This window comes from Affinundibacterium baiyunense (assembly GCF_018139645.1).
Lineage (GTDB): Bacteria > Pseudomonadota > Gammaproteobacteria > Burkholderiales > Burkholderiaceae_D > Undibacterium > Undibacterium baiyunense.
In genome coordinates this window covers 76,684-100,575 of record NZ_JAGSPM010000011.1, presented here as the reverse complement: position 1 = coordinate 100,575, position 23,892 = coordinate 76,684, and the positions used below count along the sequence as shown (strand labels likewise).

The 23,892-nt window shown below is 43.9% G+C and carries 25 protein-coding genes; 21 read left to right on the top strand and 4 right to left on the bottom strand.

Annotated elements, in window-relative coordinates; genetic code table 11:
* Positions 1-11 precede the first annotated feature (11 nt).
* From rfbG to KDM92_RS15945, 3 genes are read right to left on the bottom strand one after another with little or no spacing between them, the layout of a single operon-like run.
* Positions 12-1,127, bottom strand: coding sequence for a CDP-glucose 4,6-dehydratase (gene rfbG / locus KDM92_RS15955; protein WP_230408383.1), 1,116 nt, complete (start codon positions 1,125-1,127; stop codon positions 12-14).
* Entirely contained in the window at positions 1,091-1,861 is a 771-nt protein-coding gene (gene rfbF / locus KDM92_RS15950; protein ID WP_212685420.1) for a glucose-1-phosphate cytidylyltransferase, read from the bottom strand. Before rfbF ends, rfbG begins: the two co-directional genes overlap by 37 nt.
* On the bottom strand, positions 1,858-4,062 hold the full coding sequence (locus tag KDM92_RS15945) for a tetratricopeptide repeat protein (protein ID WP_212685419.1): 2,205 nt from the start codon (positions 4,060-4,062) through the stop codon (positions 1,858-1,860). Before KDM92_RS15945 ends, rfbF begins: the two co-directional genes overlap by 4 nt.
* A gap of 396 nt (positions 4,063-4,458) precedes the next feature.
* Between KDM92_RS15945 and KDM92_RS15940 the strand changes: the two genes are divergently transcribed.
* From KDM92_RS15940 to KDM92_RS15905, 8 genes are all read left to right on the top strand, one after another.
* Positions 4,459-5,949 carry a flagellin N-terminal helical domain-containing protein gene (locus KDM92_RS15940; protein WP_212685418.1) on the top strand — a complete coding sequence of 497 codons (1,491 nt, stop codon included), beginning with the start codon at positions 4,459-4,461 and terminating at the stop codon, positions 5,947-5,949.
* Positions 5,950-6,040: 91 nt separating this feature from the next.
* Positions 6,041-6,412 (top strand): flagellar protein FlaG, encoded by a 372-nt coding sequence (locus KDM92_RS15935; protein WP_212685417.1) that lies wholly within the window; start codon positions 6,041-6,043, stop codon positions 6,410-6,412.
* Between the two features lie 177 nt (positions 6,413-6,589).
* The gene (fliD, locus tag KDM92_RS15930) at positions 6,590-8,605 is read left to right on the top strand and encodes a flagellar filament capping protein FliD (RefSeq protein ID WP_212685416.1); all 2,016 of its coding nucleotides are present in this window, start codon (positions 6,590-6,592) and stop codon (positions 8,603-8,605) included.
* 12 nt (positions 8,606-8,617) lie between these two features.
* A complete protein-coding gene (fliS, locus tag KDM92_RS15925; protein ID WP_212685415.1) occupies positions 8,618-9,091 on the top strand; it encodes a flagellar export chaperone FliS in 474 nt (157 codons plus the stop codon).
* 2 nt (positions 9,092-9,093) lie between these two features.
* Positions 9,094-9,429 carry a flagellar protein FliT gene (locus KDM92_RS15920; RefSeq protein WP_189346671.1) on the top strand — a complete coding sequence of 112 codons (336 nt, stop codon included), beginning with the start codon at positions 9,094-9,096 and terminating at the stop codon, positions 9,427-9,429.
* A 12-nt stretch (positions 9,430-9,441) separates the two neighbouring features.
* Entirely contained in the window at positions 9,442-10,707 is a 1,266-nt protein-coding gene (fliK, locus tag KDM92_RS15915; protein WP_212685414.1) for a flagellar hook-length control protein FliK, read from the top strand.
* The gene (locus KDM92_RS15910) at positions 10,691-11,047 is read left to right on the top strand and encodes an EscU/YscU/HrcU family type III secretion system export apparatus switch protein (protein WP_212685413.1); all 357 of its coding nucleotides are present in this window, start codon (positions 10,691-10,693) and stop codon (positions 11,045-11,047) included. Before fliK ends, KDM92_RS15910 begins: the two co-directional genes overlap by 17 nt.
* Before the next feature lie 6 nt (positions 11,048-11,053).
* Complete coding sequence (locus KDM92_RS15905; RefSeq protein ID WP_212685412.1) at positions 11,054-11,812, top strand: flagellar brake protein; 759 nt, start codon at positions 11,054-11,056, stop codon at positions 11,810-11,812.
* Positions 11,813-11,834: 22 nt separating this feature from the next.
* Here KDM92_RS15905 and fliE read toward each other — a convergent pair whose 3' ends face one another.
* Complete coding sequence (fliE, locus tag KDM92_RS15900) at positions 11,835-12,182, bottom strand: flagellar hook-basal body complex protein FliE (protein WP_329603171.1); 348 nt, start codon at positions 12,180-12,182, stop codon at positions 11,835-11,837.
* Between the two features lie 199 nt (positions 12,183-12,381).
* On the opposite strand from fliE, the gene fliF reads away from it, so the two are divergent.
* The 13 genes from fliF to fliR all read left to right on the top strand — a co-directional run bounded on the left by fliF (position 12,382) and on the right by fliR (position 23,875).
* Positions 12,382-14,082 carry a flagellar basal-body MS-ring/collar protein FliF gene (gene fliF / locus KDM92_RS15895; RefSeq protein WP_212685410.1) on the top strand — a complete coding sequence of 567 codons (1,701 nt, stop codon included), beginning with the start codon at positions 12,382-12,384 and terminating at the stop codon, positions 14,080-14,082.
* Positions 14,075-15,070, top strand: coding sequence for a flagellar motor switch protein FliG (gene fliG, locus KDM92_RS15890; protein ID WP_189346665.1), 996 nt, complete (start codon positions 14,075-14,077; stop codon positions 15,068-15,070). The genes fliF and fliG overlap by 8 nt, the downstream gene beginning before the upstream one ends.
* The gene (locus tag KDM92_RS15885) at positions 15,063-15,740 is read left to right on the top strand and encodes a flagellar assembly protein FliH (RefSeq protein WP_212685409.1); all 678 of its coding nucleotides are present in this window, start codon (positions 15,063-15,065) and stop codon (positions 15,738-15,740) included. Before fliG ends, KDM92_RS15885 begins: the two co-directional genes overlap by 8 nt.
* Positions 15,737-17,128, top strand: coding sequence for a flagellar protein export ATPase FliI (gene fliI, locus KDM92_RS15880; RefSeq protein WP_212685408.1), 1,392 nt, complete (start codon positions 15,737-15,739; stop codon positions 17,126-17,128). Before KDM92_RS15885 ends, fliI begins: the two co-directional genes overlap by 4 nt.
* Before the next feature lie 43 nt (positions 17,129-17,171).
* Complete coding sequence (gene fliJ / locus KDM92_RS15875; protein ID WP_189346662.1) at positions 17,172-17,609, top strand: flagellar export protein FliJ; 438 nt, start codon at positions 17,172-17,174, stop codon at positions 17,607-17,609.
* A 109-nt stretch (positions 17,610-17,718) separates the two neighbouring features.
* Positions 17,719-19,212 (top strand): flagellar hook-length control protein FliK, encoded by a 1,494-nt coding sequence (locus KDM92_RS15870; protein WP_212685407.1) that lies wholly within the window; start codon positions 17,719-17,721, stop codon positions 19,210-19,212.
* A gap of 367 nt (positions 19,213-19,579) precedes the next feature.
* Positions 19,580-20,068 (top strand): flagellar basal body-associated protein FliL, encoded by a 489-nt coding sequence (fliL, locus tag KDM92_RS15865; protein ID WP_212685406.1) that lies wholly within the window; start codon positions 19,580-19,582, stop codon positions 20,066-20,068.
* 5 nt (positions 20,069-20,073) lie between these two features.
* Positions 20,074-21,087: a flagellar motor switch protein FliM gene (fliM, locus tag KDM92_RS15860; protein WP_189346659.1), complete on the top strand. Its 1,014-nt coding sequence runs from the start codon at positions 20,074-20,076 to the stop codon at positions 21,085-21,087.
* A complete protein-coding gene (gene fliN, locus KDM92_RS15855; RefSeq protein ID WP_189346658.1) occupies positions 21,080-21,520 on the top strand; it encodes a flagellar motor switch protein FliN in 441 nt (146 codons plus the stop codon). The genes fliM and fliN overlap by 8 nt, the downstream gene beginning before the upstream one ends.
* The gene (gene fliO, locus KDM92_RS15850; RefSeq protein WP_212685405.1) at positions 21,520-21,975 is read left to right on the top strand and encodes a flagellar biosynthetic protein FliO; all 456 of its coding nucleotides are present in this window, start codon (positions 21,520-21,522) and stop codon (positions 21,973-21,975) included. The genes fliN and fliO overlap by 1 nt, the downstream gene beginning before the upstream one ends.
* Positions 21,976-21,993: 18 nt before the next feature.
* Positions 21,994-22,752, top strand: a complete 759-nt coding sequence (fliP, locus tag KDM92_RS15845) for a flagellar type III secretion system pore protein FliP (RefSeq protein WP_438947486.1) — start codon at positions 21,994-21,996, stop codon at positions 22,750-22,752.
* Between the two features lie 13 nt (positions 22,753-22,765).
* Entirely contained in the window at positions 22,766-23,035 is a 270-nt protein-coding gene (gene fliQ / locus KDM92_RS15840; RefSeq protein WP_189346655.1) for a flagellar biosynthesis protein FliQ, read from the top strand.
* Positions 23,036-23,071: 36 nt separating this feature from the next.
* The gene (fliR, locus tag KDM92_RS15835; RefSeq protein WP_212685403.1) at positions 23,072-23,875 is read left to right on the top strand and encodes a flagellar biosynthetic protein FliR; all 804 of its coding nucleotides are present in this window, start codon (positions 23,072-23,074) and stop codon (positions 23,873-23,875) included.
* The last annotated feature ends 17 nt before the right edge of the window (positions 23,876-23,892 follow it).

Sequence of the window (23,892 nt, the reverse complement as noted above, 5' to 3'; positions counted from 1 at the left end):
CGCGTTTCTTCTCAACTTTCACCAAACAAATAGGCATCCATATCAGCTGCACATAGTGTAGCTGCACTAGCTCCGTGCAAATAGGATTTGTACCAATCCATGCTACGTTGAACAGCTTCTTTCAAATGCCAACGTGGATAAACCCCTAACTGCTTTTTCGCTAAGCCATTATCTAAGTGTAATAACCCAGCCTCATGCGGGCCTGCGATATGTTCTGCAAATTTGACCGTCCCTGAACCAAAGCTTCGCTGCGCTTGTTCTATAACCTCACGCACAGTTACCGCATCAATAATGTCTGGACCAAAGTTGTAGGCATTACTCAATTCAGTTCCAGCGTTACAGTTTTGTACCAATTTTTGTGCCAATATCAAATACGCACCTAGTGGTTCTAACACATGTTGCCACGGTCGAATCGCATCGGGACGGCGGATATCCAATTCCTGATGCTGCGACCAAGCGCGTACCGCATCGGGTATTAGTCGATCAGCAGCCCAGTCGCCACCACCAATAACATTGCCGGCTCTTGCTGTCGCAACATCGATATGCTGCAGAAAACATTGTTTATAACTACTTACTAAAATTTCACAAGCTGCTTTACTGGCGCTGTATGGATCATGACCACCTAAAGCATCATGCTCTTGGTATGCCTGTCCACTCTCATTATTTTTATACACTTTATCCGTGGTCACGATCACCATAGCGCGAATTGAGGCTTGTGTTCGAGCGGCCTCTAGCAAATTCAAAGTGCCGACAAAATTGCTGGTCGTGGTGGCTACAGGATCGAGATAACTCTGCTTAACTAAAGCTTGTGCTGCAAAGTGAAAAACAATCTCTGGATTTGCTCTTGCCAACCACGCACTTAAAGTGTGCGCATCGCGAATATCACCTATTTGACTATCGATATGCGTTTCAACTTGCGCAGTTGTATACAAATTTGGCTGCGTGCTAGGAGCCAATGCATAACCATAAACCTGAGCACCTAATCGCGTGAGCAATAAAGCCATCCAGCTTCCTTTAAAGCCGGTATGCCCAGTTAATGCCACACGTCGTCCGCGCCAGAAATCTGGATCGGGATTCATACCAATAGAGTTCACCAACATTTCCACGGTGCTCTCCCGCTTTGCCATAAATCTTCCAACATATTTTTTTCGCGCAAGGTATCCATCGGCTGCCAAAAACCTGAGTGTTCAAATGCCATTAATTCCTGACTTTGCGCCAAACTGGCCAATGGTTCGGATTCCCAACTTGTCGAATCTGCTGCAATCAAATCGATTACCTTCGGCGATAACACGAAAAAACCACCATTAATCCAACCACCATCGCCGCGCGGCTTTTCGACAAAGCCTTTAACAAAATCGCCATCACGCTCAAGCGCACCAAAACGACCAGGGGGCAAGACTGCAGTCACTGTCGCCAATTTTCCATGTTGCCGATGAAATGCCAATTGTTCTGTAATGTTAACGTCAGACAAACCATCGCCATATGTGAAACAAAATGCCTCTTCGTCTTTTAGATACTGTGCAACACGTTTTAATCGACCGCCCGTCATCGTGTCTTCGCCCGTATCAACCAACGTCACGCGCCAAGGCTCTGCATGATGCTCATGTACTTCAACTTGATTGGTTTTCATGTCAAAAGTAACGTCCGACATATGCAAAAAATAATTCGCAAAATACTCTTTAATTAGATAGCCCTTGTAACCACAACAAATCACAAAATCGTTGACCCCATGCGCGGAGTAGGTTTTCATAATGTGCCAAAGGATAGGGTGGCCACCAATATCAATCATTGGTTTTGGCTTTAGATGCGTCTCTTCAGAAATCCGCGTGCCTAATCCACCTGCCAAGATCACTGCTTTCATGCTGAACCCTTCTCACAATAGATTTGCCACATTTGACGATATGCCTTTTCAACGGATCTCGCAAAAGCATCTTCGTTCATTAACATCGATGCTTCCATTTCTTGTCGCATCGTTTTGCGCATATGCACTAATCCCTCGATATCGTGGGCAAGAATAATCGCCTTTTGCGCATATTCCTCTTCGCTTGTCGCTATCCATTCCGGACGCCCCATTCCCATTAATACACTAGAACCAATGCGCCCCACGGGCGGTCTATCTTGCAATGTTACAAAAGGAATGCCCATATACAGAGTCTCTAGCAAAGTTGTTCCAGAGTTATGCGGAAAACAGTCCAAACCGATATCGATACGCTTCAAGACTTCCCAAGATGGTGAGCTAAATCCGATATCCAAGCGCGAGCGTTCAATTCCGTAACGCATAAATCGCCCCGCCATCTCTTCTTGAACTAAGGGGTCTTTAAAGTCACCACTATTAATTACCAGTCGAGAATTTGGCATCGCGTCGAGGATCGCAGCCCAAATTCTTACCACACGATGATTAATCCTTGTGGTGCGTGACAGGCTACCAAAAGTAACGATACCAGTCTGACTCGCTGGCGATTCGTTCAATATCGCCAATCGTATGTCGGGTCGATAAACATAAGCTGGTCCGTCTAATCGCCAAATCTTCTCTGAGAACAAATGATCACAATCACCTGTTACGCTTGGACTATCTGTCATGAAATAATCCACAGCACTTAAACCTGTCGTATAGCCATATTCAAGCCAATGTAATGATACTGGTGCTGGCTTTTGTGCAAAAATCATCAATCGATTCGAATTCGTATGTCCAGAAACGTCGATCAAAATATCAATTTTATCGGCACGAATTTGCGCAACTGCCTGATCATCCGTCATTCCGCGAATAGGAATCCAGTGATCGACGATCTTCTTATAATGCTCTGTCACCTCGTCTTCAAATGGGATTTGTGCGTAAGCAAAAATCTCGACTTGCGTCCGATCATGTTTTTCTAGTAATGGAATCAAGAAGTACTTACAAACCTGGTTATAAAAGGATTGGCATACATAACCTACTCTTAAGCGTCGTCCAGGCACTTTTTCATTATCAAACGGTAACCACCGATCCCGAAGTTGCACCGCGAATCGCTGATCAAATTCTCGATAAGCGTTAAAAATTACTTCTGCAGACAAGTCTGGATGGTAATTCAAGCAGAACAAGATATTTGTGTAAACTTTTCGATTAAAACTTGAATGATCGTCTTTTCTGAAAGAGACAGCTTGAATATAAGCCTCAATCGCTGCATCCAAGTATCCACCATCCCTTAGGGCATCACCGTAGGCTGCCCAAATTTCAGGAATTTGATCGGTCAGCTGTAGCGCACTACGGCTACAATCAATCGCTTGCTGAATCTGACCACCATGGCGATAAGCCTCAATCAGATTTGGATACACTTGGTATAAATCAGGTTGAATTTGTAGCGCTTGATGGTAAACCTCGATTGCTGATTGGCAGCGATCAAGAGATCGATAAGTTAAACCTAAATTGTTATAGAGATACGCCATCTCAGGTGCTAACTGAATCGCTCTCGAAAAGCTCTCAATCGCCTCTTCATAATTTCCCAGGAAACGATGTGCATTGCCTAAATTGTTATAAGCAGTCGCCATCTCCGGCGCAAGTTCTACCGTGCGCTTCAAAACTTCTAACGATTCTGAGCAACGCTCTAATGAAGTTAATGCGCAAGCTAAATTATTCAGTACATGCGGATTGTTCGGTAAAATTTTGGATGCACGCAATGCGGCCTCGTGCGCATCTTCATACTTCTGTTGCTCAAGACAAGCGATCGATAAATAGTCCCAAGCGATACCATCCTTGGGGCGCAAGTTAACCAACCAGCGACTGGCTTGCTCCAGTAAAGCGTACGACTTACGGGATACAAAGCGATTTAGAATGGTGTAATAGGCTTTTGAATCAATTACAGTTTTATGCGAAATCGAAAATGCTTTCTGCAAATGTTCGATCGCATTTTCATCTTGATCTAGATGAAAATAAATTTTTGCCAACAATAAATGCGCTTCTTCATGTAAGGGAAAGCGTTGAATTACTCTTGAAGCGGAAGCAATCGCCTCGGCAAGTTTGCCAGCCTTAACTAATGCCTGCGCTTCACGCATTGTTGCTTTTATATCGAACCCCGATTTACTCATCGCATTCTCTTTCGTGTAAAGACAGTTCTGTTTTACCAGCTAATGCCAAGTTCTACAATTCATGACCATTAATGAACAACAAATCATGATAAAAAATTTAATGCAAAGCAGAAAAATTGGCAATCTTTAGTATTTTACAAACTAGCTCTCACACCAAATTGCCTAAAAAGAAGTGTAAATCTTCTTCAAATTAACCCTTAAGTATTTTAAAAAGCTGCCGTCTAACGGAAAAAGCCAAAAAACTTAAGCACAAAAAATAATATTTATTTTGAGCAATTTCCTCAATTTTTTAAAATGCCGCCCGTTACCTGATTCAACGACGGTGCAATGGTCAATAAGACAGACCGAAGTTCAAGCTAAACGTCGAGTTGAATTAACCAAGTTAGGAGAACCATCATGGCTTCATATATCAATACCAACATCGCGTCTTTAAATGCACAACGTAATTTATCGACATCCCAAAGTTCATTGAACACATCCTTGCAACGTTTGTCTTCTGGCTTACGTATTAATAGCGCGAAAGACGATGCTGCAGGTTTGGCGATTTCTGAACGTATGACTTCACAAATCGGCGGCTTGAATCAAGCTGCACGTAACGCTAACGACGGTATCTCTTTAGCACAAACAGCTGAGGGCGCATTGAGCCAAATCGGTGCTAACTTGCAACGTATTCGTGACTTGGCAGTTCAATCTGCAAATGCATCAAACAGCGTAACAGACCGCGCTGCTTTGAATAACGAAGCTTCTCAGTTGATTTCTGAAATCAACCGTGTTGCAAGCAACACAAACTTCAACGGTGTTAATTTGTTGGATGGCTCTTTTGCTGCTCAAACTTTCCAAGTTGGCGCAAACGGTACAGCTAACGATCAAATTAGTATTACTTCGATCGCTAGCGCTAAATCTTCAGCATTGGGTGTTGGTGCATCTTCTAGCTACTCCACGACTGTTGCCGGCGCAGGCGCGGTTACTACGACTGCTTTGGCAGCTGGCGACTTGTCAATCAACGGCTTCCAAGTTGGTGCTTCAGCTTCCGACGGTGTTTCATTCTCGAATGCAACAGGCAGTGGTATCGCAAAAGCAGCTGCGATCAACGCAATCAGTGGCAGCACTGGCGTAACTGCAACAGTTGGTTCAACAACAGTTGCTGGTACGGCATCTACCTCTGCTACAGCGATTGCATCTGGCGACATTACCATTAACGGCGTAAATCTCGGCGCACTCTCAGCTTCAACATCTGGTGCACAACGTGGTGCACAAGTTGCGGCAGCGGTTAATGCAATTTCGACTCAAACTGGCGTTACAGCAACATTCAATACAACAACTGGTGCTGTCGCTTTGGCTGCGGCTGACGGACGCAATATTACAGTTACAGCGAGCACCAATGCTGCAGCTGCGGCGGCAAATACAGGAATCACGGTGTCTTCTACTGGCGCAACAGACATCTCAACATCAACCTTGAGCTTGAGTTCTTCTAGTTCCGCTGGCATCACATTAGCAAACGGTACTGGTACAGGTTTAACAGCTGCAAACTTGACAGGTGGTTTCACGTCCGCAACGACCACAGTTGGAGCTGGTGTATCCTCTCTGAATTTAGGTACAGCGGCGGGGGCGACAGCTGCTTTAACCACCATCGATGCTGCGCTGCAGTCGATTAACAGCTCTCGTGCGTCTTTAGGTGCGTACCAAAACCGCTTCTCATCCGCAGTTGCTAGCTTGCAAACGAACTCTGAAAACTTGTCAGCATCACGTAGCCGTATCCGTGACGCAGACTTCGCGCAAGAAACTGCAACATTGACACGTGGTCAGGTATTACAACAAGCAGGTACAGCGATCTTGGCACAGGCAAACGCGTTACCACAAGGCGTGTTGGCTCTGTTAAGAGGTTAAACAATAATGTAGTTCATCACATTATTCTCTGATGTAGATTGTCCCCTGCCCAAATTTTTTGGTCAGGGGAATTTTACTTAAAGGAAAGATCATGGACATTCAATCGATAGGCAGAAGTTCGCCGTCTGGATCACTGATCGCAGAAAAACTCCCCCCTTCCTCACCCGCTGTCGCGAATATTCAAAACGCGACCAATGCGCAAACGACTACTGCTGTTACTCAAGCGGAGAAATCCCCATCCTTAAGCGAAGTGAACAAAGCTGTTAGTGAAATCAATAAAATGGTTCAAAGCTCATCACAAAACTTAGAATTTAGTGTCGATTCTGACGCTGAGGAAGTAGTTGTGAAAGTCATTGATCAACAAACAAAAGAAGTGTTACGACAAATACCGTCCGTTGAGGCGCTAGAAATCGCCAAATCATTGGACAAATTACAAGGTCTACTAATTAAGCAAGAAGCTTAGTCTTTCTAAGCACCTGACTCTATTAGATGCTCACTAATACGAAGACTTTCTATTTTATGCAATTCACAAGTCAAAATTATTGCAAGATGAAAATAGAAAGGGAAATGCCCCTCTAAAGTCTGATTTGCTTTTGCCGTTAAACTTGTACAGTAACGATACTTACAAAAGGGGAACGTTGTGGCCATTCAATCAACTGGGGTAGGCTCTAATTTAGATGTCAACAGCCTGATCAGCAAACTGATGCAGGTAGAGAGCCAACCGTTAACTTCCCTCGCAAAAAAAGAAGCTAGCTATCTTGCTAAACTCACTGCATATGGCTCATTAAATGGTGCGCTCAGCACATTTCAAAGTGCCTTCGTTGGACTCAGCAGTACTTCGACATTTCAAAACTTAAGTGCCAACGTAGGTGACGCAAGCATATTAAATGCAACAACCACCAGTGTCGCGACTGCCGGCAACTACAACATTAATGTTACGCAATTAGCGAAAGCACAAACCATTTCAAGCGCCGGGCAAGTAAGCACCACAGACACCATTGGAACCGGGGCGACCACGACGATTACTTTTCAGTTTGGAACTATTAGTGGTGGAACCTTAACAAACGGTATTTACAGTGGTGCTGATTTTACTCAAGATGCGAATCAAGCAATTGGTACTGTCACGATTGACAGTACTAATAACTCATTACAAGGCATTCGCGATGCGATTAATGCTGCAGGAAAAGGCGTCACGGCTTCCATTGTTGGCGACGGCTCTGCTACTCCATACCACTTGGTTCTCAGCTCTAATAAAACTGGTGCCACATCAAGTCTAAAAATCGATGTGAGTGGTGACGCCGCATTGCAGTCGCTTCTCAGTTATGACCCTGAAGGCACACAGAATTTAAAAGAAACGACAACTGGGCAAAACGCCACGTTATCAATTAACGGCATTGATATTACCAGCGCTTCAAATACGGTCAACGACGCAGTTCAAGGCGCTGCAATCACGCTATCAAAAACTGGTAGTACCACACTAGCATTGAGCAATAACACCTCTGGTGTACAGAACTCGATCAATGGCTTTGTCAAAGCATACAATGATTTGCAAGCCACGTTTAAGTCATTAACAGGTTTTGACGCTTCGACCAAAAAAGGTGGTGTTTTGACTGGTGATGCCGCTGCACGCGGAGCACAAAGTCAGGTGAGAAATGCGCTGTCATCGGCTGTAAATGGCCTAGGTGGAAATATAACAACGCTCTCCTCGATTGGAATTAGCTTTCAAAAAGATGGAACATTAAGTGTTGATTCGACTAAGCTACAAACTGCACTCAACAACAATTTCAAAGACATCAGCGGACTATTTGCTACGATTGGTAAAGCGACGGATAGCTTGGTAAGTTATAGTAGCTCTACGAGTGCAACTGCACAAGGTAATTATGCACTGAATGTAACCGCACTAGCGACGCAAGGAAGTTTGACTGGCGATTTAAATCTAAATGCAGCTAGTACAACGATAGATCCAAACACCAGCATTAATGTCACTATTGATGGCACTTCAGCATCAGTTTCTCTTGCCGCCGGCAACTATACCGCCAGCCAATTGACTACCTTATTACAAACATCTATTAACGGTACCAGTGCATTTAGTGCGGCAGGCATCAAGGTTAATGCGGCAATCACTGGAAGTGGATTTTTAAAACTTACTTCTAATAGCTATGGAAGCACATCCAATGTTTCGCTTAATAACGGTACTGGAACTGGTGTCTCTGCGCTGACAGGGACAATTTCCAGCGGCACAGTCGGGACCAACGTCACAGGTTCACTAAATGGTGTTGCTGCGGTTGGTTCTGGACAGTTTTTAACTGGATCAAATGGATCAGCGGCTGAGGGGCTAAAAGTCCTAGTCACTGGTGGTACCACTGGTGATCGCGGCACCATCCACTTTTCCAAAGGCTATGCTAGCCAACTAAGCAATCTGTTCACTTCAATTGTTGGAAGTGGTGGCAGTATTTCTAGTTCTACGGATGGCGTCAATCGCACGATCAAAGATATTGGAAAACAACGAGATACACTGAATAGTCGACTCATCGATACCGAGGCGCGCTACCGCGCACAATTCACTGCACTTGATACGATCATTAGCGGTTTGAACAATACAAGTAGCTTTCTTACACAGCAGCTTTCTGCATTAACTGGCACCAACACCAAATAATTGAGGATTTCTATGTTTGGCACATCTAATTCACATGGGGCTAACGCCTACGCTAAAGTAGGCATTGAAACCGGCGTCATTTCTGCAAGTCCGCACAAGTTGATTGTCATGTTATATGACGGTGCCATTGTTGCGCTCAACAATGCGATGATGCACATGAAGAATCAAGATATTGCGGCGAAGGGTCATTCCATATCCAAAGCAATTGCAATCATCGAAAATGGTCTGCGCGCTAGTTTGGACAAAAAAGCAGGCGGCGAAATCGCAACTAGTCTCGATACCTTATATGAATATATGAGCAGCCGTTTGCTCCAAGCCAATATTAACAACCAGCCAGAAGGTTTAATTGAGGTTCAAAATTTGCTGCGCGATTTGAAGTCTTCTTGGGAAGCTATTGCACCAGAAAAAAATACGATCAAGCAAGACGCACCACTACCACAAGTTGATCCGCTCGCTCCGCGCCGTGCAACTTTTTTTGAGGCATAACTATGAATAGTTTTGAACTGTTAACTGTGTATGAAAAAGTTGCTCATATTACGTCTGAAATGCTTGAAGCCGCACGTGCCAACGATTGGGAATTATTGGCTAAGTTAGAAAATGATTGCAGCAATCAAGTAAGCACTTTACGTCAATTTGAAGGGCCAAGTGAATTGCCCAGCGATTTAAAGGCAAAAAAAATCACCATCATCAAACAAATTTTGGCTGATGATCGCGCGATTCGCGACATTACTGAACCTTGGATGAAAAACCTCGCCAACCTAATGAAGAGTTCCAGCACAAGTCGCAAACTATCTCAAAGTTATGGCGCAAATCAAATGGGGTAGTGTCACTAAATCATGTCGAGCATCTTTCCACGCTTAGATCCTAATCTGGTCATTACTACGGGCGTGGAAGGACCAACCGCACTAAAAGCTATTGAAGCAATTAAAAATGAAATCGTTCAAAGGCTGGGGCAGATAGGGGTTGGAAAACATATTCAAGCCGAAGTGCTAGCGAAGTTAAATGATGGCAGCTATATCGCAAAAATTGATGGTATCGCCATGCGTCTTGCGCTGCCGACGACAACGCAGATCGGGCAAAAACTATCTCTAACATTACTTCAGCTTGTTCCACGCACTATCTTTCTACTTGATGGACAAAGCCAAGTGAGCTTGCTTGATCCACCCAGAAGATCAAATTCAATTGAAACGTCACAGTTAAAGTCAGCCTTTGCTGACGATTCTAGTACGCAGTTATCCAAATCGATCTCAAGTGAAGCCAATCTATCCACGTTTTCTGCGCAAGATACAACACTGCAATCACCAAAACAGCTGGCAACTTCACAACTCAACGCACCACAACTTTTAACCGCAAATCAACGCTTTGCAGGTCAATATTTTGCAAATGAACCGATAGACCAAAGTTCGCAAACTGATTTAAGTCCTACCGGACAATTAATTAATGCGCTCTTGCAAGAGACTAAGAATCCTCAAGAAAAATCAAATATCAAAGTATTAGTTCCCTTGCTAGAGACTGATAAAAACTTAATCCCCGAAAAACAAATTGCAAAGCATATCGAAAGTCACCTACATCAAAGTGTAAGTAATAGTGGATTATTTTACGAGTCGCATGTTACTCAGTGGTTGCAAGGGCAAAAAAGCCGTGCTGAAATCGAATTAGAACCGCAAGCAAAGATTGCTGTTGAATTAGAACAGTCTGTGCTGGTCAATAAAGAAGAGAGCCACCACAACGCTTTAGCCCAAATCATTCATCAACAGCTGGATATTCTTGAACAGCAGAGATTAACTTGGTCGGGTCTATTAGCGCCAAATATACCCTTAGAATGGGAAGTGAACGAACAGCCTCAGCAAGAGAGTTCTTCGAAAAAAGATTCAGAGTCAAGTCAAAGTTGGCTCAGCAGTTTACGCATTCACTTGCCTCAACTAGGGCTAGTCGAAATTCAATTACAGCTTCGCAACAAGCAACTTCAACTAGCAATCCAAGCTGAGCATCAAAATTCAAGCGAATTATTAAAAGCAGCTTACTCATCCCTAGAACGCTCGATAGAAACAAGCGGCGCGCAAATCCAATCATTCTCAGTGAAACATGAAGAACGAGACTAATTCTACGCCCAACTCGTCCCCAGATAACTACGTTAACAATCGACATCAAAGCGCGGTTGCGCTCAGTTACAAGCCAGAAAATGGTGCTCCACGAGTCGTCGCCAAAGGAAAAGGATTACTTGCGGAAGAGATTATCGCTAGAGCCAATGAACACGGAATTTTCATTCATCAATCGACAGAATTAGTCAAATTATTGATGAAAGTGGATTTAGACGACAACATTCCTCCTGCTCTTTACACAGTTGTTGCAGAACTACTCGCTTGGCTTTACCATATTGAATCCGAGATAACTACAAAACAACAAATCTCGCCGACCTCTCGTCCAATTATTACAGAATAAAGCAATATGTCATTAGCGCTCCCGTCTTTAGGAACTGAAAATCAAAGTCCATATCAAGTTGAGTCCAGACGTGAGATCTTGGCTTTATTAAAAGGGTTTAGAGATAAATCTCAGTTGATTAGTTTAATGATCAACAATGGCAGTGAGGCATTTATCACCTCGGTGTTGGATATTGACGATGCCAATAACACCGTGATTATTGACAGTGCGCCGGGACACGAAGCGAACCAGAGAATTGTTGAAGCATCGAGTGTTTTCTTTGATGGCCTGCTAGATCGCATCAGCATTCAATTCTCATCGTCTAAATTGCAGCGCACACAATTTGAAGGCCGACCTGCGCTGCAGATGCCAGTACCAACCTCAGTTATACGACTACAGCGCCGAGAAAATTATCGCATTAACACGCCGGTCTCAATGCCTATTAAATGTGTGATTCCTATTGAAACGGAGTCTGGCAAACAAAACCAGAAATTTTCTTTGGTAGACATTAGTTGTGGTGGAATCGCGATCCTGGATGATCGCAACTTAATCGATATCACGATCGGCACTTGCTATGAATTTTGTCAAATAGACATACCGAATATCGGATTGATCGACTTGACACTACAAATTCGAAATTCCCAAGAATTGACACTGCTGAATGGCAAAACCACTCGTCGAATCGGTTGTGCCTTTGTGAATCTCTCTAGCCGCACCTTAACTTCGGTTCAGAGATACATCATGAAGCTAGAGCGTGAGCGAAATGCCAAGATGACTGGCATGTGATGGCACAAATACGACAAACGCCTCAAATTTGCATATTCATAATATCTTGATAGGCTGAAATCAACTTATTCCTTACCTGAACAGTGGCTTGGAACGAGATACTTGCCTTTTGCATCGAGATCATCATATCTGACATATTGACACTGTCATCGCCCATTGCGAATCGTTTTCCGAGCGCTTGTGAAGCACTTTGTGCTGCGCTCACCTGCTCTAAAGACGATTTTAATGCATCGGCAAAATCCAACTTCGGGGTAGGACTAGCATTACCGGCAATGGGATTGGGCGTGACGTTCTCCATTTTTGCCGCCGCTGCACGCAACTGTGCCACCATTGCGTCAATTCTACTTTTATCAATTCCACCTATACTCACGTTATACCTCCATCTCATCACTTTGCACTAGATTATCAGTAGTTCGCAAATGCTTAGAGATGATTAGAGAGGTGAAATCCGCGTTTTTCTAGCCTTTGATTTTATTTACCTGTAGCACAATTGCTAGCAAGGAAAAAACCTTCACAGGGAAATAAGATGCGTGAACTTGAATTAACTCAACACACTGACGGGGGCACTCATGGCAACCGCAAATGAAGCGACTTTAGACGCGCCACCAGTTCCAGTGGTATTTGGCATTCCTCAGACGCCGGCGGTCAGAACGATCATTCTGTCTGTCGGTGCGGCCATTACGATTGCCGTCATGGTTGGTGTCTGGCTATGGAGCCAAGCACCAGACTATCGTGTATTGTTTTCTAACTTCAATGACCGAGATGGCGGCGCGATTGTCGCATCGCTGCAGCAGCTGAATATTCCTTACAAATATTCTGAGGGCGGCAGCGCAATTTTGGTTCCAGCCAATCAGGTACACGATGCACGACTTAAACTCGCATCTCAAGGTCTTCCTAAAGGTGGCAATGTCGGTTTTGAGTTGATGGAAAATCAAAAACTCGGCATTTCACAATTCCTAGAACAGGTGAATTTTCAACGTGCATTAGAAGGCGAATTGGCTCGCTCCATTCAAGCTGTATCCGCAGTTCAAACTGCGCGGGTTCATTTGGCGATTCCTAAAGCATCGGTATTTGTACGGGAGCAGCAAAAGCCAACCGCCTCGGTGCTATTAAATCTCTATCCAAGCCGCGTGTTAGATCAACAACAAGTGAGTGCAATCATTCATTTAGTAGCGAGCAGCATTCCTGAGTTACCAGCGAAGAATGTCACGATTATTGATCAAAATGGAAACTTACTCTCCGATCCAAGTAAACAAACAGCGACCAATAATTTAGATCCATCTCAACTGAAATACGTGCAGGAGTTTCAACAAAGCGTCGTCAAGAAAGTGGAATCGATCATTTCACCGATTGTAGGTGCTCAGAACGTTCGTGCGGAAGCGACTGCAGATATCGATTTCTCTCGCAGTGAACAAGCCGCCGAAAGCTATCGTCCAAATTCACCGCCAGAAGCAAGCACTATTCGCAGCCAGCAAACTAGTGAAACCTATGGCAAACAGGCAAACGCTTCTGGTATTCCAGGCGCCCTGACCAATCAACCTCCGGTACCTGCAACGGCTCCGATCACCGCAGCGGCAAACGCAAATGATGCGCAAGCGAACGCAGCCAATAATGGTTTGACACAAAAAGACGCAACATTTAACTATGAAGTAGATAAAACCATACGCTACACCCAACAAGCGATGGGAGGTCTGAAACGCTTATCCGTTGCAGTTGTCGTAAATTACAAAACGGAAACCGACAAATCTGGCAAAACCATTACGCGTGCATTAACTGAAGTTGAAAAAAATCAAATCATCGATTTAGCACGTGAAGCAATGGGCTTCAATAAAGAACGCGGTGACACACTGAACGTGGTAAACAGCCCATTTGCAGTTCCTGAAAAAGTAACGCCTGAGGATATACCGCTCTGGAAGCAACCCGATGTATTGCAAACTGCAAAAGAAATTGGAAAATATCTGATAGGTGGTTTATTGTTGTTATACCTGTTCTTTGGTTACTTGAAGCCAACGCTCAATAAATTAACTGGCAAAGACCCAGAATCGCTGAAAAAAGAGAAAGAGCGTCAACGTCAAGAAGAAGAGGAAGAAAAAGCGCGCCAAGCAGAAGAGGAAGAAGCTGCGATCGTCAGCATCAATGGCGAGGCGGAAGAAAAGAGCAAACAATACAATTCAAGCTACGAAGCAAATATGGAAATGGCAAAGCAATTAGCTTCAAGCGATCCAAAAATCGTAGCCAACGTAATTAGATCATGGGTCAGCAATGAGTGAAGACGGCGTACAAAAAGCGGCAACCTTAATGCTCGCACTTGGTGAAGATGCGGCTGCCGAGGTGATGAAACATCTCGGTCCAAGAGAAGTTCAAAAAATCGGTGCTGCGATGGCAGCAATTGGTGCGATTCCGCATGAGACGATTGCAAAGGTCTTAGAAGAATTTAAGTCAGAGGCTGACTTAAGTTCAACAGTCGGACTTGATTCTGACGAATACATTCGCAATGTGTTAACCAAAGCACTTGGCGACGACAAGGCATCTTCCTTGCTAAATCGTATCCTAGGCGGTAAAGATGCAAGCGGAATCGAAAGCTTAAAGTGGATGGATTCGGCTTCTGTCGCCGAACTCATTAAGAACGAACATCCACAAATTATTGCCACCATCTTGGTGCACTTAGAAAGTGATCAAGCAAGTGAAATTCTCAATCACTTCAGTGAGCGATTACGCAATGATGCAGTACTTCGGATCGCCACCTTAGATGGTATTCAACCAACTGCTTTGCGCGAGTTGAATGATGTGTTGACTAAGCTGCTAACTGGTAATGAGAGTTTGAAGAAAAAATCTATCGGTGGTGTTCGCGCAGCGGCGGAAATTCTCAACTTTATGAGCGGTGAAAACGAGTCATCAATCATGGAGAATTTACGCAAATACGATGGTGATATGGCAGAGAAAATCATGGACGAAATGTTCGTCTTCGACAATATTCTCGACATCGATGATCGCGGAATTCAATTGCTGTTGCGTGAAGTTCAATCAGACTCCCTAATCATCGCATTAAAAGGCGCAAACGCAGACATGCGTGAAAAGATTTTCAAGAATATGTCACAACGTGCGGCGGAAATGATGCGCGAAGATTTGGAATCGAAAGGTCCAGTCCGCTTGTCAGAGGTGGAAGCACAGCAAAAACAAATCTTGCTCATCGTTCGCCGCTTAGCAGACGAAGGCCAAATCATGTTAGGTGCGAAAGGCGAAGACGCTTATGTCTAGCGTAATCCCTAAAGAAAAACTCACTGCATTCCAACGTTGGGAAATGACTTCCTTTGGAGATCTTCGTCCATCACAAATAGAAAAAGCAGCTGAGGTTGAGAAAGTTTCTCAAGCTGAACTGCTCGCCATTCGTGAACAAGCAAAAAATGAAGCTTACGCTGAAGCCTATAAAGAAGCTTATGCGCTTGGTTATCAAGAGGGTCGGACTGTAGGTGAACAAGAGTTGAGAGAACAAGCAACTCAAGTATTAGCCAACTTAAGCGAGCTCAAAGATAGTTTTAAAGAGCAATTATCTAAGGCGCACAATGAGATTGGTCATGATTTTGTCGCGTTGGCAATCAGTCTCGCAAGTGCTATGACGAAACACAAGTTTGCCTACGAATCCGACGCGATTGTGGAAATCGTCAAAGAATCGATAGACATGCTTCCAGCGATTCATCAACCGGCGCAGATTTATTTACACCCCGACGACCTTTATCTTTTGAAGGAATTCATGTGTAATGAACTTGAAAAAGATGGATGGCGACTCATTCCAGATCAACATCTAAGCCGAGGTGGCTGCCGCATTGAAACAGCCCAAAATCTAATCGATGCAAGTTATGAGACACGCTGGGCTCGACTGATAGACGCTCTTGAAAACAGTAACAATATCCAAGCAGTCACACCATGAGTGAACTATTTTCATCACAGGCTTGGAAAGACCAATTTGCGATAAGCAAAAAAAGCCTAGCAACGGCCCACAGTGAAAATATCTCGGGCCGTATCGTCAAAGTGACAGGGCTAGTGATGGAAGCAGTCGGGATCAAATTGCCAGTTGGCAGTGCCTGTCTGATTCATTTGCAAAATGGCGTAAAAATTGAGGCTGAGGTGGTTGGCTTCGATGGCGATCGGCTTTTTTTGATGCCACAAAGCGACTTAGATGGCGTGATCCCAGGTGCGCCAGTATTTCCCGTCACACCGCCATTTGCCTCAGGCGAAAGCACGCAACATAGACGCAATGCTGACCGAACTAAACATTTGCCGGTTGGTGAAGAGCTACTTGGTCGTGTTCTTGATGCCAATGGACGTCCATTAGACTCTTTAGGTCCACTCACCAGTCGCGCCACCGCACCTTTAGGTGCACGAATTTATAACCCACTATCACGTGCGCCGATCAAGGAAAAGCTCGACGTCGGTGTGCGAGCGATCAATAGCATGCTGACAGTTGGTCGCGGTCAACGTCTAGGTTTGTTTGCGGGTTCCGGTGTTGGTAAAAGCGTATTATTGGGGATGATGGCTCGATATACGACTGCCGATGTGATTGTGGTAGGACTGATCGGTGAACGGGGACGCGAGGTAAAGGAATTTATTGAAGAAATTCTAGGCGAAGAAGGATTAGCGCGTTCAGTTGTTGTCGCGGCCCCCGCAGACGCACCGCCTTTGATGCGAATGCAAGGTGCTGCCTACGCAACCACGATCGCAGAGTATTTTCGAGATCAAGACAAAAATGTTTTGTTGATCATGGATTCACTAACTCGCTACGCCATGGCGCAACGTGAAATCGCACTCGCGATCGGTGAACCTCCCGCAACCAAAGGTTATCCCCCATCTGTATTCGCTAAGTTACCGATATTGGTAGAACGCGCTGGCAATGGCAAATTAGGCGGTGGATCGATTACCGCCTTCTATACCGTCTTAACGGAGGGCGATGATCAACAAGATCCGATTGCCGACGCGGCACGCGCGATCTTGGACGGGCACATCGTTTTAAACCGGACATTAGCAGAGAGTGGCCACTATCCAGCAATTGATATTGAGCAATCCATCAGTCGAGCAATGCACGGCATTACATCACCTGAGCATCAGCGACTATCTCGCAAGCTCAAACAATTGTATTCAAGATACGAACGAAGTCGCGATTTGATTAATGTCGGTGCCTACTCTGCCGGCTCTGATCCAGTATTAGATGAAGCGATCAAAAAATATCCGCAAATCCAATCCTTCTTACAACAAGAAATCACGGAAAAATCATCCATAAATGAGAGCTTAGCCGGACTTTCCGCTCTATTCGACGCTTAGAAAAAAACAATCATCCGTACAATCGGTATAGGTAGCAAAGAAAATGGCAAATTCAGCCTTATCAACATTAATCGAATTAGCTGAAAATGAAGTAGAAAATGCAGCAAAAAATCTTGGCCGAATGATTAAGGCGAGAGATGATGCGAACGAACAATTAAATTTATTAAATCAGTATCGCAGTGACTATGAACTAAGATTTCAAAGCAATGCAAAACAGGGACTGAATGTCACACAATTCACCAACTTTCAAGCATTTATTGTGAAACTTGACCAAGCGGTAGATGGACAAAAAAAACTAATTCAGGATGCCGAATATCGCATTGAAATCGCGAAAAAAAATTGGCAAGAATGTGAAAAAAAACGCCTTTCGTACAAGACTTTAATTGATCGAAATGCCGCCAGTGAATTAAAAAAAGAAAACAAACGCGATCAAAAACAAACCGACGAACGCGCGACACGAGCGCTGTTTTATAAGAAGTAAAGCCTGAACAGACAAGTAATTAGACTCAACAAAACAAACAAACAAACAAACACAGTATCAAAACGCGTTTTATTAACCAATCGATCAAATCTATACCGTAGGTGACAACATGCCCAATGCGCCAACTCTCAATCCAGTCTTGCCCGGTATCGTCGCAAACAAGGCGTCTAATGCGCCTACGGAATCCAAAAATACCAATACGTTCAACCAAGTTTTAAAAAACGAGGTGGCGAACAAATCAAAGAAAACAAGTGCAGAAGTATCTGCAAAAAACAATAATGAGCACAAAACTGTCGTCACTCAAAACAATAAATCCATGACTTCAGAGGAACAAAAAGAACTGAATGAAGTTGAACCAAGCAAACCACCGCAAGACGATGAACAAACGACCGTTGCGATCAACGATCCAACTACCCTACTCATGTTTGTCAACAATATTAGTGCCTTGTCTCAAGCCGACACGACTGATTCTGTAATTGATGTAAGTATAGAGACTCAGAAAATAGCGACAACTGACAGCTTAGTGAACGATGACTTGATCAGCACCGATATAGACGCGAGTGATACGCCTGACCTCTCAACTATCAATAAAAATAACGGTGAAAATGATCGGGTAATGTTCTCCACGCCACTAAACAATTTGACAGACGAGAAGCAAATCATTGAACCTAATATCAAGGCCAAGGAGATATTAGAATCACATGACGATCTCATATTGTCGCCACAACCACAGCTAAATAATACAAAATCATCGACACCAATTGCAAACGATGTAGCAGAGCCTCCAGTTGAGTCCGATCTACTTCAGCAACAAGCCCAAGTGCTTGTTGCCAACACCAACCCACAGCAAGTGACTAACAAGAATGAGTCACAAGCATCTCAGGTTGAATTAAATATTGCAACGACAAAAATAGACAATAAAGATAGTCAAACAACTGAAAAAACGTGGAATACCGCTACAGTAGTTTCTGATTCGTTTGCACACGAGCTTGAAGCACAAGCGTCAAATAAGCTTGACGAGCAAAATTTAGAAAAATTTGGCAAACTTGAAGTGAAAGTCCATGTCAATGAAACACAAGTTAAACAGGAAGTCATCAACACCACGCATGTAACAACGATCAAACCCGAGAAGTTGGCTACACCAATTATCTCCGACTACATCGCACCTCGCGTCGGCACTAAAGGATGGGATCAAGCAGTAGGACAAAAAATTGTGTGGATGGTAGCGGGTGGTGAACAGAGTGCGCAACTTACCTTAAATCCTCCTGATTTGGGACCAGTGCAAGTCGTCTTAAGCATTAGCGACAATTTTGTTGATGCTAGCTTCGTTTCATCACATCTGGATGTCAGAGAAGCGATAGAATCAGCCGCGCCAAAATTGCGCGAAATGATGGAGAATGCCGGTATTTCTTTATCCGGATTTTCTGTCAGTGCAGAATCGGCACAGTCAAATAATCAATTTAGCGCTGAAAAGTCATTTCGCAATACCAGCTCACAAACCACGCTATCGTCAGGAACTGACATCGAGTCAGATCAAGTTTTAAACACATTAAGCAATCGGAATACCGGTAGAGATCTAGGTTTAGTCGATACGTTTGTTTAATTCAGTACGTCTAAGCACTAGCATATTTGAATGAATGTTGCCAAAGCGTGGTGAAAATCATTGATTTTCATCACGCTTATTTCATTCACGGCTAGCCAAGGGAAAACGATACTATAATTGTGTACTGAATACTTTCTACCAAGAAATATTTTACTTGGTATTTCCGGGTAGAAGACGGCATTCACTTGACAGGCTTTCGTCACCAAGTGAGCGCAAAAAATATTCATGCGATAAGTCATGCAATGGAACGATCAGAAAAACTAGAGTTGAGCAAGAAATTGGCCTCTATTTCGAAGATCAAATTGAGTCCAGATGCGCGATAATTTTTCTTAATCAAACACACAATTGAAATCGGTGAGAATTTTTTATGTCAAAAGCACCAGCAAAACCAGCAGATGCCGCCCCAGCAGGTAAATCTAAGAAAAAATTAATTATTATCATCGCTGCAGCCGTGCTGCTTTTAGGTGGAATTGGTGGTGGAGCAGCAGTGTTTTTATCCAAGAAAAAACCAGAAAAAGAAGTGAAAGCCGAACCTGCGAAGGCACCAGTTTTTTTACCTTTAGAGCCTTTCGTAGTGAATCTCCAATCAGAGCTCGGAGAAAAATATTTACAAGTACAAATGACTTTACAAGTAGAGGATGAGGCGCAAGTAAATATAATCAAAGCCAATTTACCTCAAGTAAAAAGTCGCTTGATTATGCTGTTATCGAGTAAAAATGCAGAAGGTTTATTGACCCCTGAAGGGAAAGATGAATTAATCAAAGAAATTACCGAGCAAGTTAATCTTCCATTTGTTCCAAAAGGTGAGCCACAAAAAGTCAGTGGCGTATTCTTTACTTCATTTGTTGTTCAATAACAATCGTGTCTGATAATTTTCTATCACAAGAAGAAGTTGATGCCCTTCTAAAGGGCGTCACCGGCGATCAAGATGAATCAGAGGATAACGAAGATACCTCTGGTGTCAGGCCGTATAACTTGGCCACCCAAGAACGTATTGTTCGTGGGCGCATGCCAACCTTGGAAATTATCAATGAGAGATTTGCGCGACTATTGCGGATAGGATTATTTAACTTCCTTCGACGTAGTGCAGAGGTGTCGGTCGGCACGGTAAAAGTATCGAAATACAGCGAGTTTATTCGTAACTTGGTAGTACCGACGAATCTCAACTTAACGCACATGAAACCCTTGCGCGGGACTTCATTAATTGTGCTCGATCCTGGACTAGTATTTCTATTAGTCGACAATTTATTTGGTGGTGATGGACGCTTCCATACGCGTGTAGAAGGACGAGATTTTACCCAAACAGAACAAAGAATTATTCAACGCATTCTAGAGATTATTTACGAAACCTATGCGAAATCATGGGAGCCCGTATATCCAGTGCAATTTGAATATATTCGTTCAGAAATGAACACCCAATTTGCCAATATCGCAACACCAAACGAGGTTGTGGTGTCGACGACATTTACGATTGAATTAGGTCCAGTCAGTGGCGAAATGCACATGTGCATGCCGTATTCAATGATAGAACCCATTCGTGATTTGCTTACCAGTAGCCTACAAGGTGAAACACTAGAAATCGATAAGCGTTGGGTACGCTTGATGACGCAACAAATTCAGATCGCAGAAGTTGAGATTGTTGCCGATTTGGGCACCACCAGAATGACGCTTGGTGATATTTTGAACATGAAGGTGGGTGATGTTATCCCAATTTCCGTCCCAGAAATCGTTTCTGCCAAGGTAGATGGAACACCAGTGATGGAATGTAAATACGGTTTATTCAATGGGCAATATGCATTGCGTGTAGACAAAATGTTAGGCTCAAGTGTCAATGATATAGCGCACGAGTCGCTAAACGGAGAAAACAATGGATGACAATAACGACAGCCCTATCAGTGAAGATGATTGGGGTGCGGCGATTGCTGAACAGGAAAAAGCGGATGCAGAAGCGGCTGCTCGCGCCGCGGCTGCTCAAGCTGCGCCCGCAGTACAGTCTGGTGCCAGTATGTTTCAAGAGTTTGGGAAAGCGCCCGCAACTCAGACGCATAATGACATCGACTTTATTCTCGACATTCCTGTACAGCTTACAGTTGAACTTGGACGTACAAAAATTGCGATCAAAAATTTGCTACAACTCGCGCAAGGCTCCGTCGTGGAACTTGACGGTATGGCTGGTGAACCGATGGACGTGTTGGTGAATGGTTGTTTAATCGCGCAAGGTGAGGTGGTGGTGGTTAATGATAAATTCGGTATTCGCTTAACCGATATCGTTACTCCTGCCGAGCGTATTCGTAAGCTGAATAAATAATGTCCAAGATATTCAACAACGCTAAACAGCGCTATACGAAGCTTTGGCTATTGCCGACATTGTTTGTCAGTAATTTGGTGTATGCACAATCATCAAGTGCAACAGTTTCGGCTAGCACCGGGTTGCTGCAAATTTTTCTGGCACTTGCATTTGTTATCGCCATTATGTTGCTGTTTGCGTGGCTGGTGAAACGCGTAGGACCAATTGCAAATGGGCACAAGCTTCCCGTCAAAGTTATTGGTGGAATTAACTTAGGCAATCGTGAACGCGTTATGGTTGTAGAGGTTGCCGATCAATGGTTAGTACTGGGAGTCACCGCACAACAAATCAACACGCTCTCAAGTATGCAAAAGCAAGCCTTACCAGAGGCTGAGGGCAGCGCCACAACCTTGAATGCACCATTCGCTGATTGGTTGAAAAAAACGATGGACAAGCGCAATCCGCCGCAAAATTAAAAGTAGCTTATGAAAAACTTGCGCCACTTCTTGCTCCAATATTTACCATTATTGAGCGCTCTCATTTTGTTAGGGTTTTCGCAGACCGCATTTGCGCAGTCCGGCGGCTTACCTGCAATCACAAGCTCACCTGCATCTGGTGGCGGCCAAAATTATTCTCTGAGTATACAGACCTTAATTTTCTTAAGCTCGCTCGCGTTTATTCCTGCAGCTTTGCTTATGATGACCAGCTTTACGCGCATCATTATCGTGTTGTCCCTATTACGTCAAGCACTCGGTACGCAATCGTCTCCACCGAACCAAGTTCTAGTTGGATTAGCACTCTTTTTAACGCTGTTTGTGATGGGGCCGGTGTTCGACAAAATTTATGCAGATGCCTACCTGCCCTTCTCCGAGAACAAAATTACGATGCAACAGGCAATGGAAAAAGGCGTTGAGCCTTTAAAGGGATTCATGCTAAAACAAACACGCGAGTCGGATATTGCCTTGTATGTCAAACTATCAAACACGCCTGCTTTACAAGGTCCTGAAGATATTCCATTACGCGTACTGATTCCAGCATTTATTACCAGCGAACTTAAAACAGCTTTTCAAATCAGTTTCGCGATCTTCATACCCTTTCTCATCATCGATATGGTGGTCGCGAGTGTATTGATGGCGATGGGTATGATGATGGTTTCACCGTCGATTGTCTCGCTGCCATTTAAGTTAATGTTATTTGTTTTGGTCGATGGCTGGCAGTTACTGATTGGCTCGTTGGCACGTAGTTTTTACTGAGTAGAGGTAAATTATGACTCCCGATAGTGTTATGACGATGGGTCGTCATGCAATGGAAATTACGCTATTGATTTCAGCGCCTTTGTTATTAGTAGCGCTGGGCATCGGTCTTATCGTTAGTATTTTTCAAGCTGCAACACAAATCAATGAAACCACCTTGTCTTTCATTCCAAAGTTGGTTGGCATTTTTGTGACACTAATCATTGCTGGCCCATGGATGCTTAGCGTGCTTGGCGACTATATGCGCGAAGTGTTCACTGGTATTGCGCTGTTAGCTGGTTAAGCTGCAAAAGCTACATAAGCCACATAAGCCCATCGTATGATCTCTATCAGTAGCAATGAGTTGGTCGCACTAATTGCCTCGTTCATGTGGCCGCTAACGCGTATCCTCGGCTTCATTGCGATTGCACCTCCATTTGGAAATAATGGCGTTCCAGTTCGCGTCAAAATTGCACTCGGCGTCTTTCTTGCTCTGATCGTTGCGCCAACCATCCCACCGCTTAACAATGTTGATCCACTCTCGATTACCGGAATTGCAGTGTTGATGCAACAATTGGTAATCGGATTAGCAATGGGATTTATCGTTCGCGTTATTTTTGCTGGCGTTGAAATGGCTGGTGAAGTGATTGGTCTAACAATGGGCCTAGGCTTTGCTACATTCTATGATCCACAAACACGAGGCCGTTCCTCAGCGATTGCGCAATTTTTGGTAATTATCACCACCCTACTCTTTCTTAGTTTAAACGTGCATCTTGCGATGTTTGAAGCCTTAATCAATAGCTTTAAAAACATTCCTATATCGACTTCGTTAAGCATGGGTTTTAGCGTACAAAGACTAGCGATTTGGGGTGAAGAAATATTTAAAATTGGCATGCTACTCTCCATACCACTAGTAGCGGCCTTACTGATTACCAATATAGCTCTTGGGATATTGACTCGTGCCGCGCCACAATTAAATATCTTTGGTATCGGATTTCCAATTACGATTATGGTCGGATTCCTTATGCTCATGTTGATCCTGCCGTATCTATTGGCACCGCTAGAAAACATCTTTGTACACAGTTTGGACAACGTTAAAACGCTTGGCAATTATCCAAATCCAGTACCGATCAAACAACCGTAAGGGTTCATCAGAACATG

What these genes read in the sequence shown, in the direction of transcription:
- rfbG (WP_230408383.1), bottom strand. Translation starts at nt 1,127, where the DNA reads ATGGCAAAGCGGGAGAGCACCGTGGAAATGTTGGTGAACTCTATTGGT.
- rfbF (WP_212685420.1), bottom strand. Translation starts at nt 1,861, where the DNA reads ATGAAAGCAGTGATCTTGGCAGGTGGATTAGGCACGCGGATTTCTGAA.
- KDM92_RS15945 (WP_212685419.1), bottom strand. Translation starts at nt 4,062, where the DNA reads ATGAGTAAATCGGGGTTCGATATAAAAGCAACAATGCGTGAAGCGCAG.
- KDM92_RS15940 (WP_212685418.1), top strand. Translation starts at nt 4,459, where the DNA reads ATGGCTTCATATATCAATACCAACATCGCGTCTTTAAATGCACAACGT.
- KDM92_RS15935 (WP_212685417.1), top strand. Translation starts at nt 6,041, where the DNA reads ATGGACATTCAATCGATAGGCAGAAGTTCGCCGTCTGGATCACTGATC.
- fliS (WP_212685415.1), top strand. Translation starts at nt 8,618, where the DNA reads ATGTTTGGCACATCTAATTCACATGGGGCTAACGCCTACGCTAAAGTA.
- KDM92_RS15920 (WP_189346671.1), top strand. Translation starts at nt 9,094, where the DNA reads ATGAATAGTTTTGAACTGTTAACTGTGTATGAAAAAGTTGCTCATATT.
- fliK (WP_212685414.1), top strand. Translation starts at nt 9,442, where the DNA reads ATGTCGAGCATCTTTCCACGCTTAGATCCTAATCTGGTCATTACTACG.
- KDM92_RS15910 (WP_212685413.1), top strand. Translation starts at nt 10,691, where the DNA reads ATGAAGAACGAGACTAATTCTACGCCCAACTCGTCCCCAGATAACTAC.
- KDM92_RS15905 (WP_212685412.1), top strand. Translation starts at nt 11,054, where the DNA reads ATGTCATTAGCGCTCCCGTCTTTAGGAACTGAAAATCAAAGTCCATAT.
- fliF (WP_212685410.1), top strand. Translation starts at nt 12,382, where the DNA reads ATGGCAACCGCAAATGAAGCGACTTTAGACGCGCCACCAGTTCCAGTG.
- fliG (WP_189346665.1), top strand. Translation starts at nt 14,075, where the DNA reads ATGAGTGAAGACGGCGTACAAAAAGCGGCAACCTTAATGCTCGCACTT.
- KDM92_RS15885 (WP_212685409.1), top strand. Translation starts at nt 15,063, where the DNA reads ATGTCTAGCGTAATCCCTAAAGAAAAACTCACTGCATTCCAACGTTGG.
- fliI (WP_212685408.1), top strand. Translation starts at nt 15,737, where the DNA reads ATGAGTGAACTATTTTCATCACAGGCTTGGAAAGACCAATTTGCGATA.
- fliJ (WP_189346662.1), top strand. Translation starts at nt 17,172, where the DNA reads ATGGCAAATTCAGCCTTATCAACATTAATCGAATTAGCTGAAAATGAA.
- KDM92_RS15870 (WP_212685407.1), top strand. Translation starts at nt 17,719, where the DNA reads ATGCCCAATGCGCCAACTCTCAATCCAGTCTTGCCCGGTATCGTCGCA.
- fliL (WP_212685406.1), top strand. Translation starts at nt 19,580, where the DNA reads ATGTCAAAAGCACCAGCAAAACCAGCAGATGCCGCCCCAGCAGGTAAA.
- fliN (WP_189346658.1), top strand. Translation starts at nt 21,080, where the DNA reads ATGGATGACAATAACGACAGCCCTATCAGTGAAGATGATTGGGGTGCG.
- fliO (WP_212685405.1), top strand. Translation starts at nt 21,520, where the DNA reads ATGTCCAAGATATTCAACAACGCTAAACAGCGCTATACGAAGCTTTGG.
- fliQ (WP_189346655.1), top strand. Translation starts at nt 22,766, where the DNA reads ATGACTCCCGATAGTGTTATGACGATGGGTCGTCATGCAATGGAAATT.
- fliR (WP_212685403.1), top strand. Translation starts at nt 23,072, where the DNA reads ATGATCTCTATCAGTAGCAATGAGTTGGTCGCACTAATTGCCTCGTTC.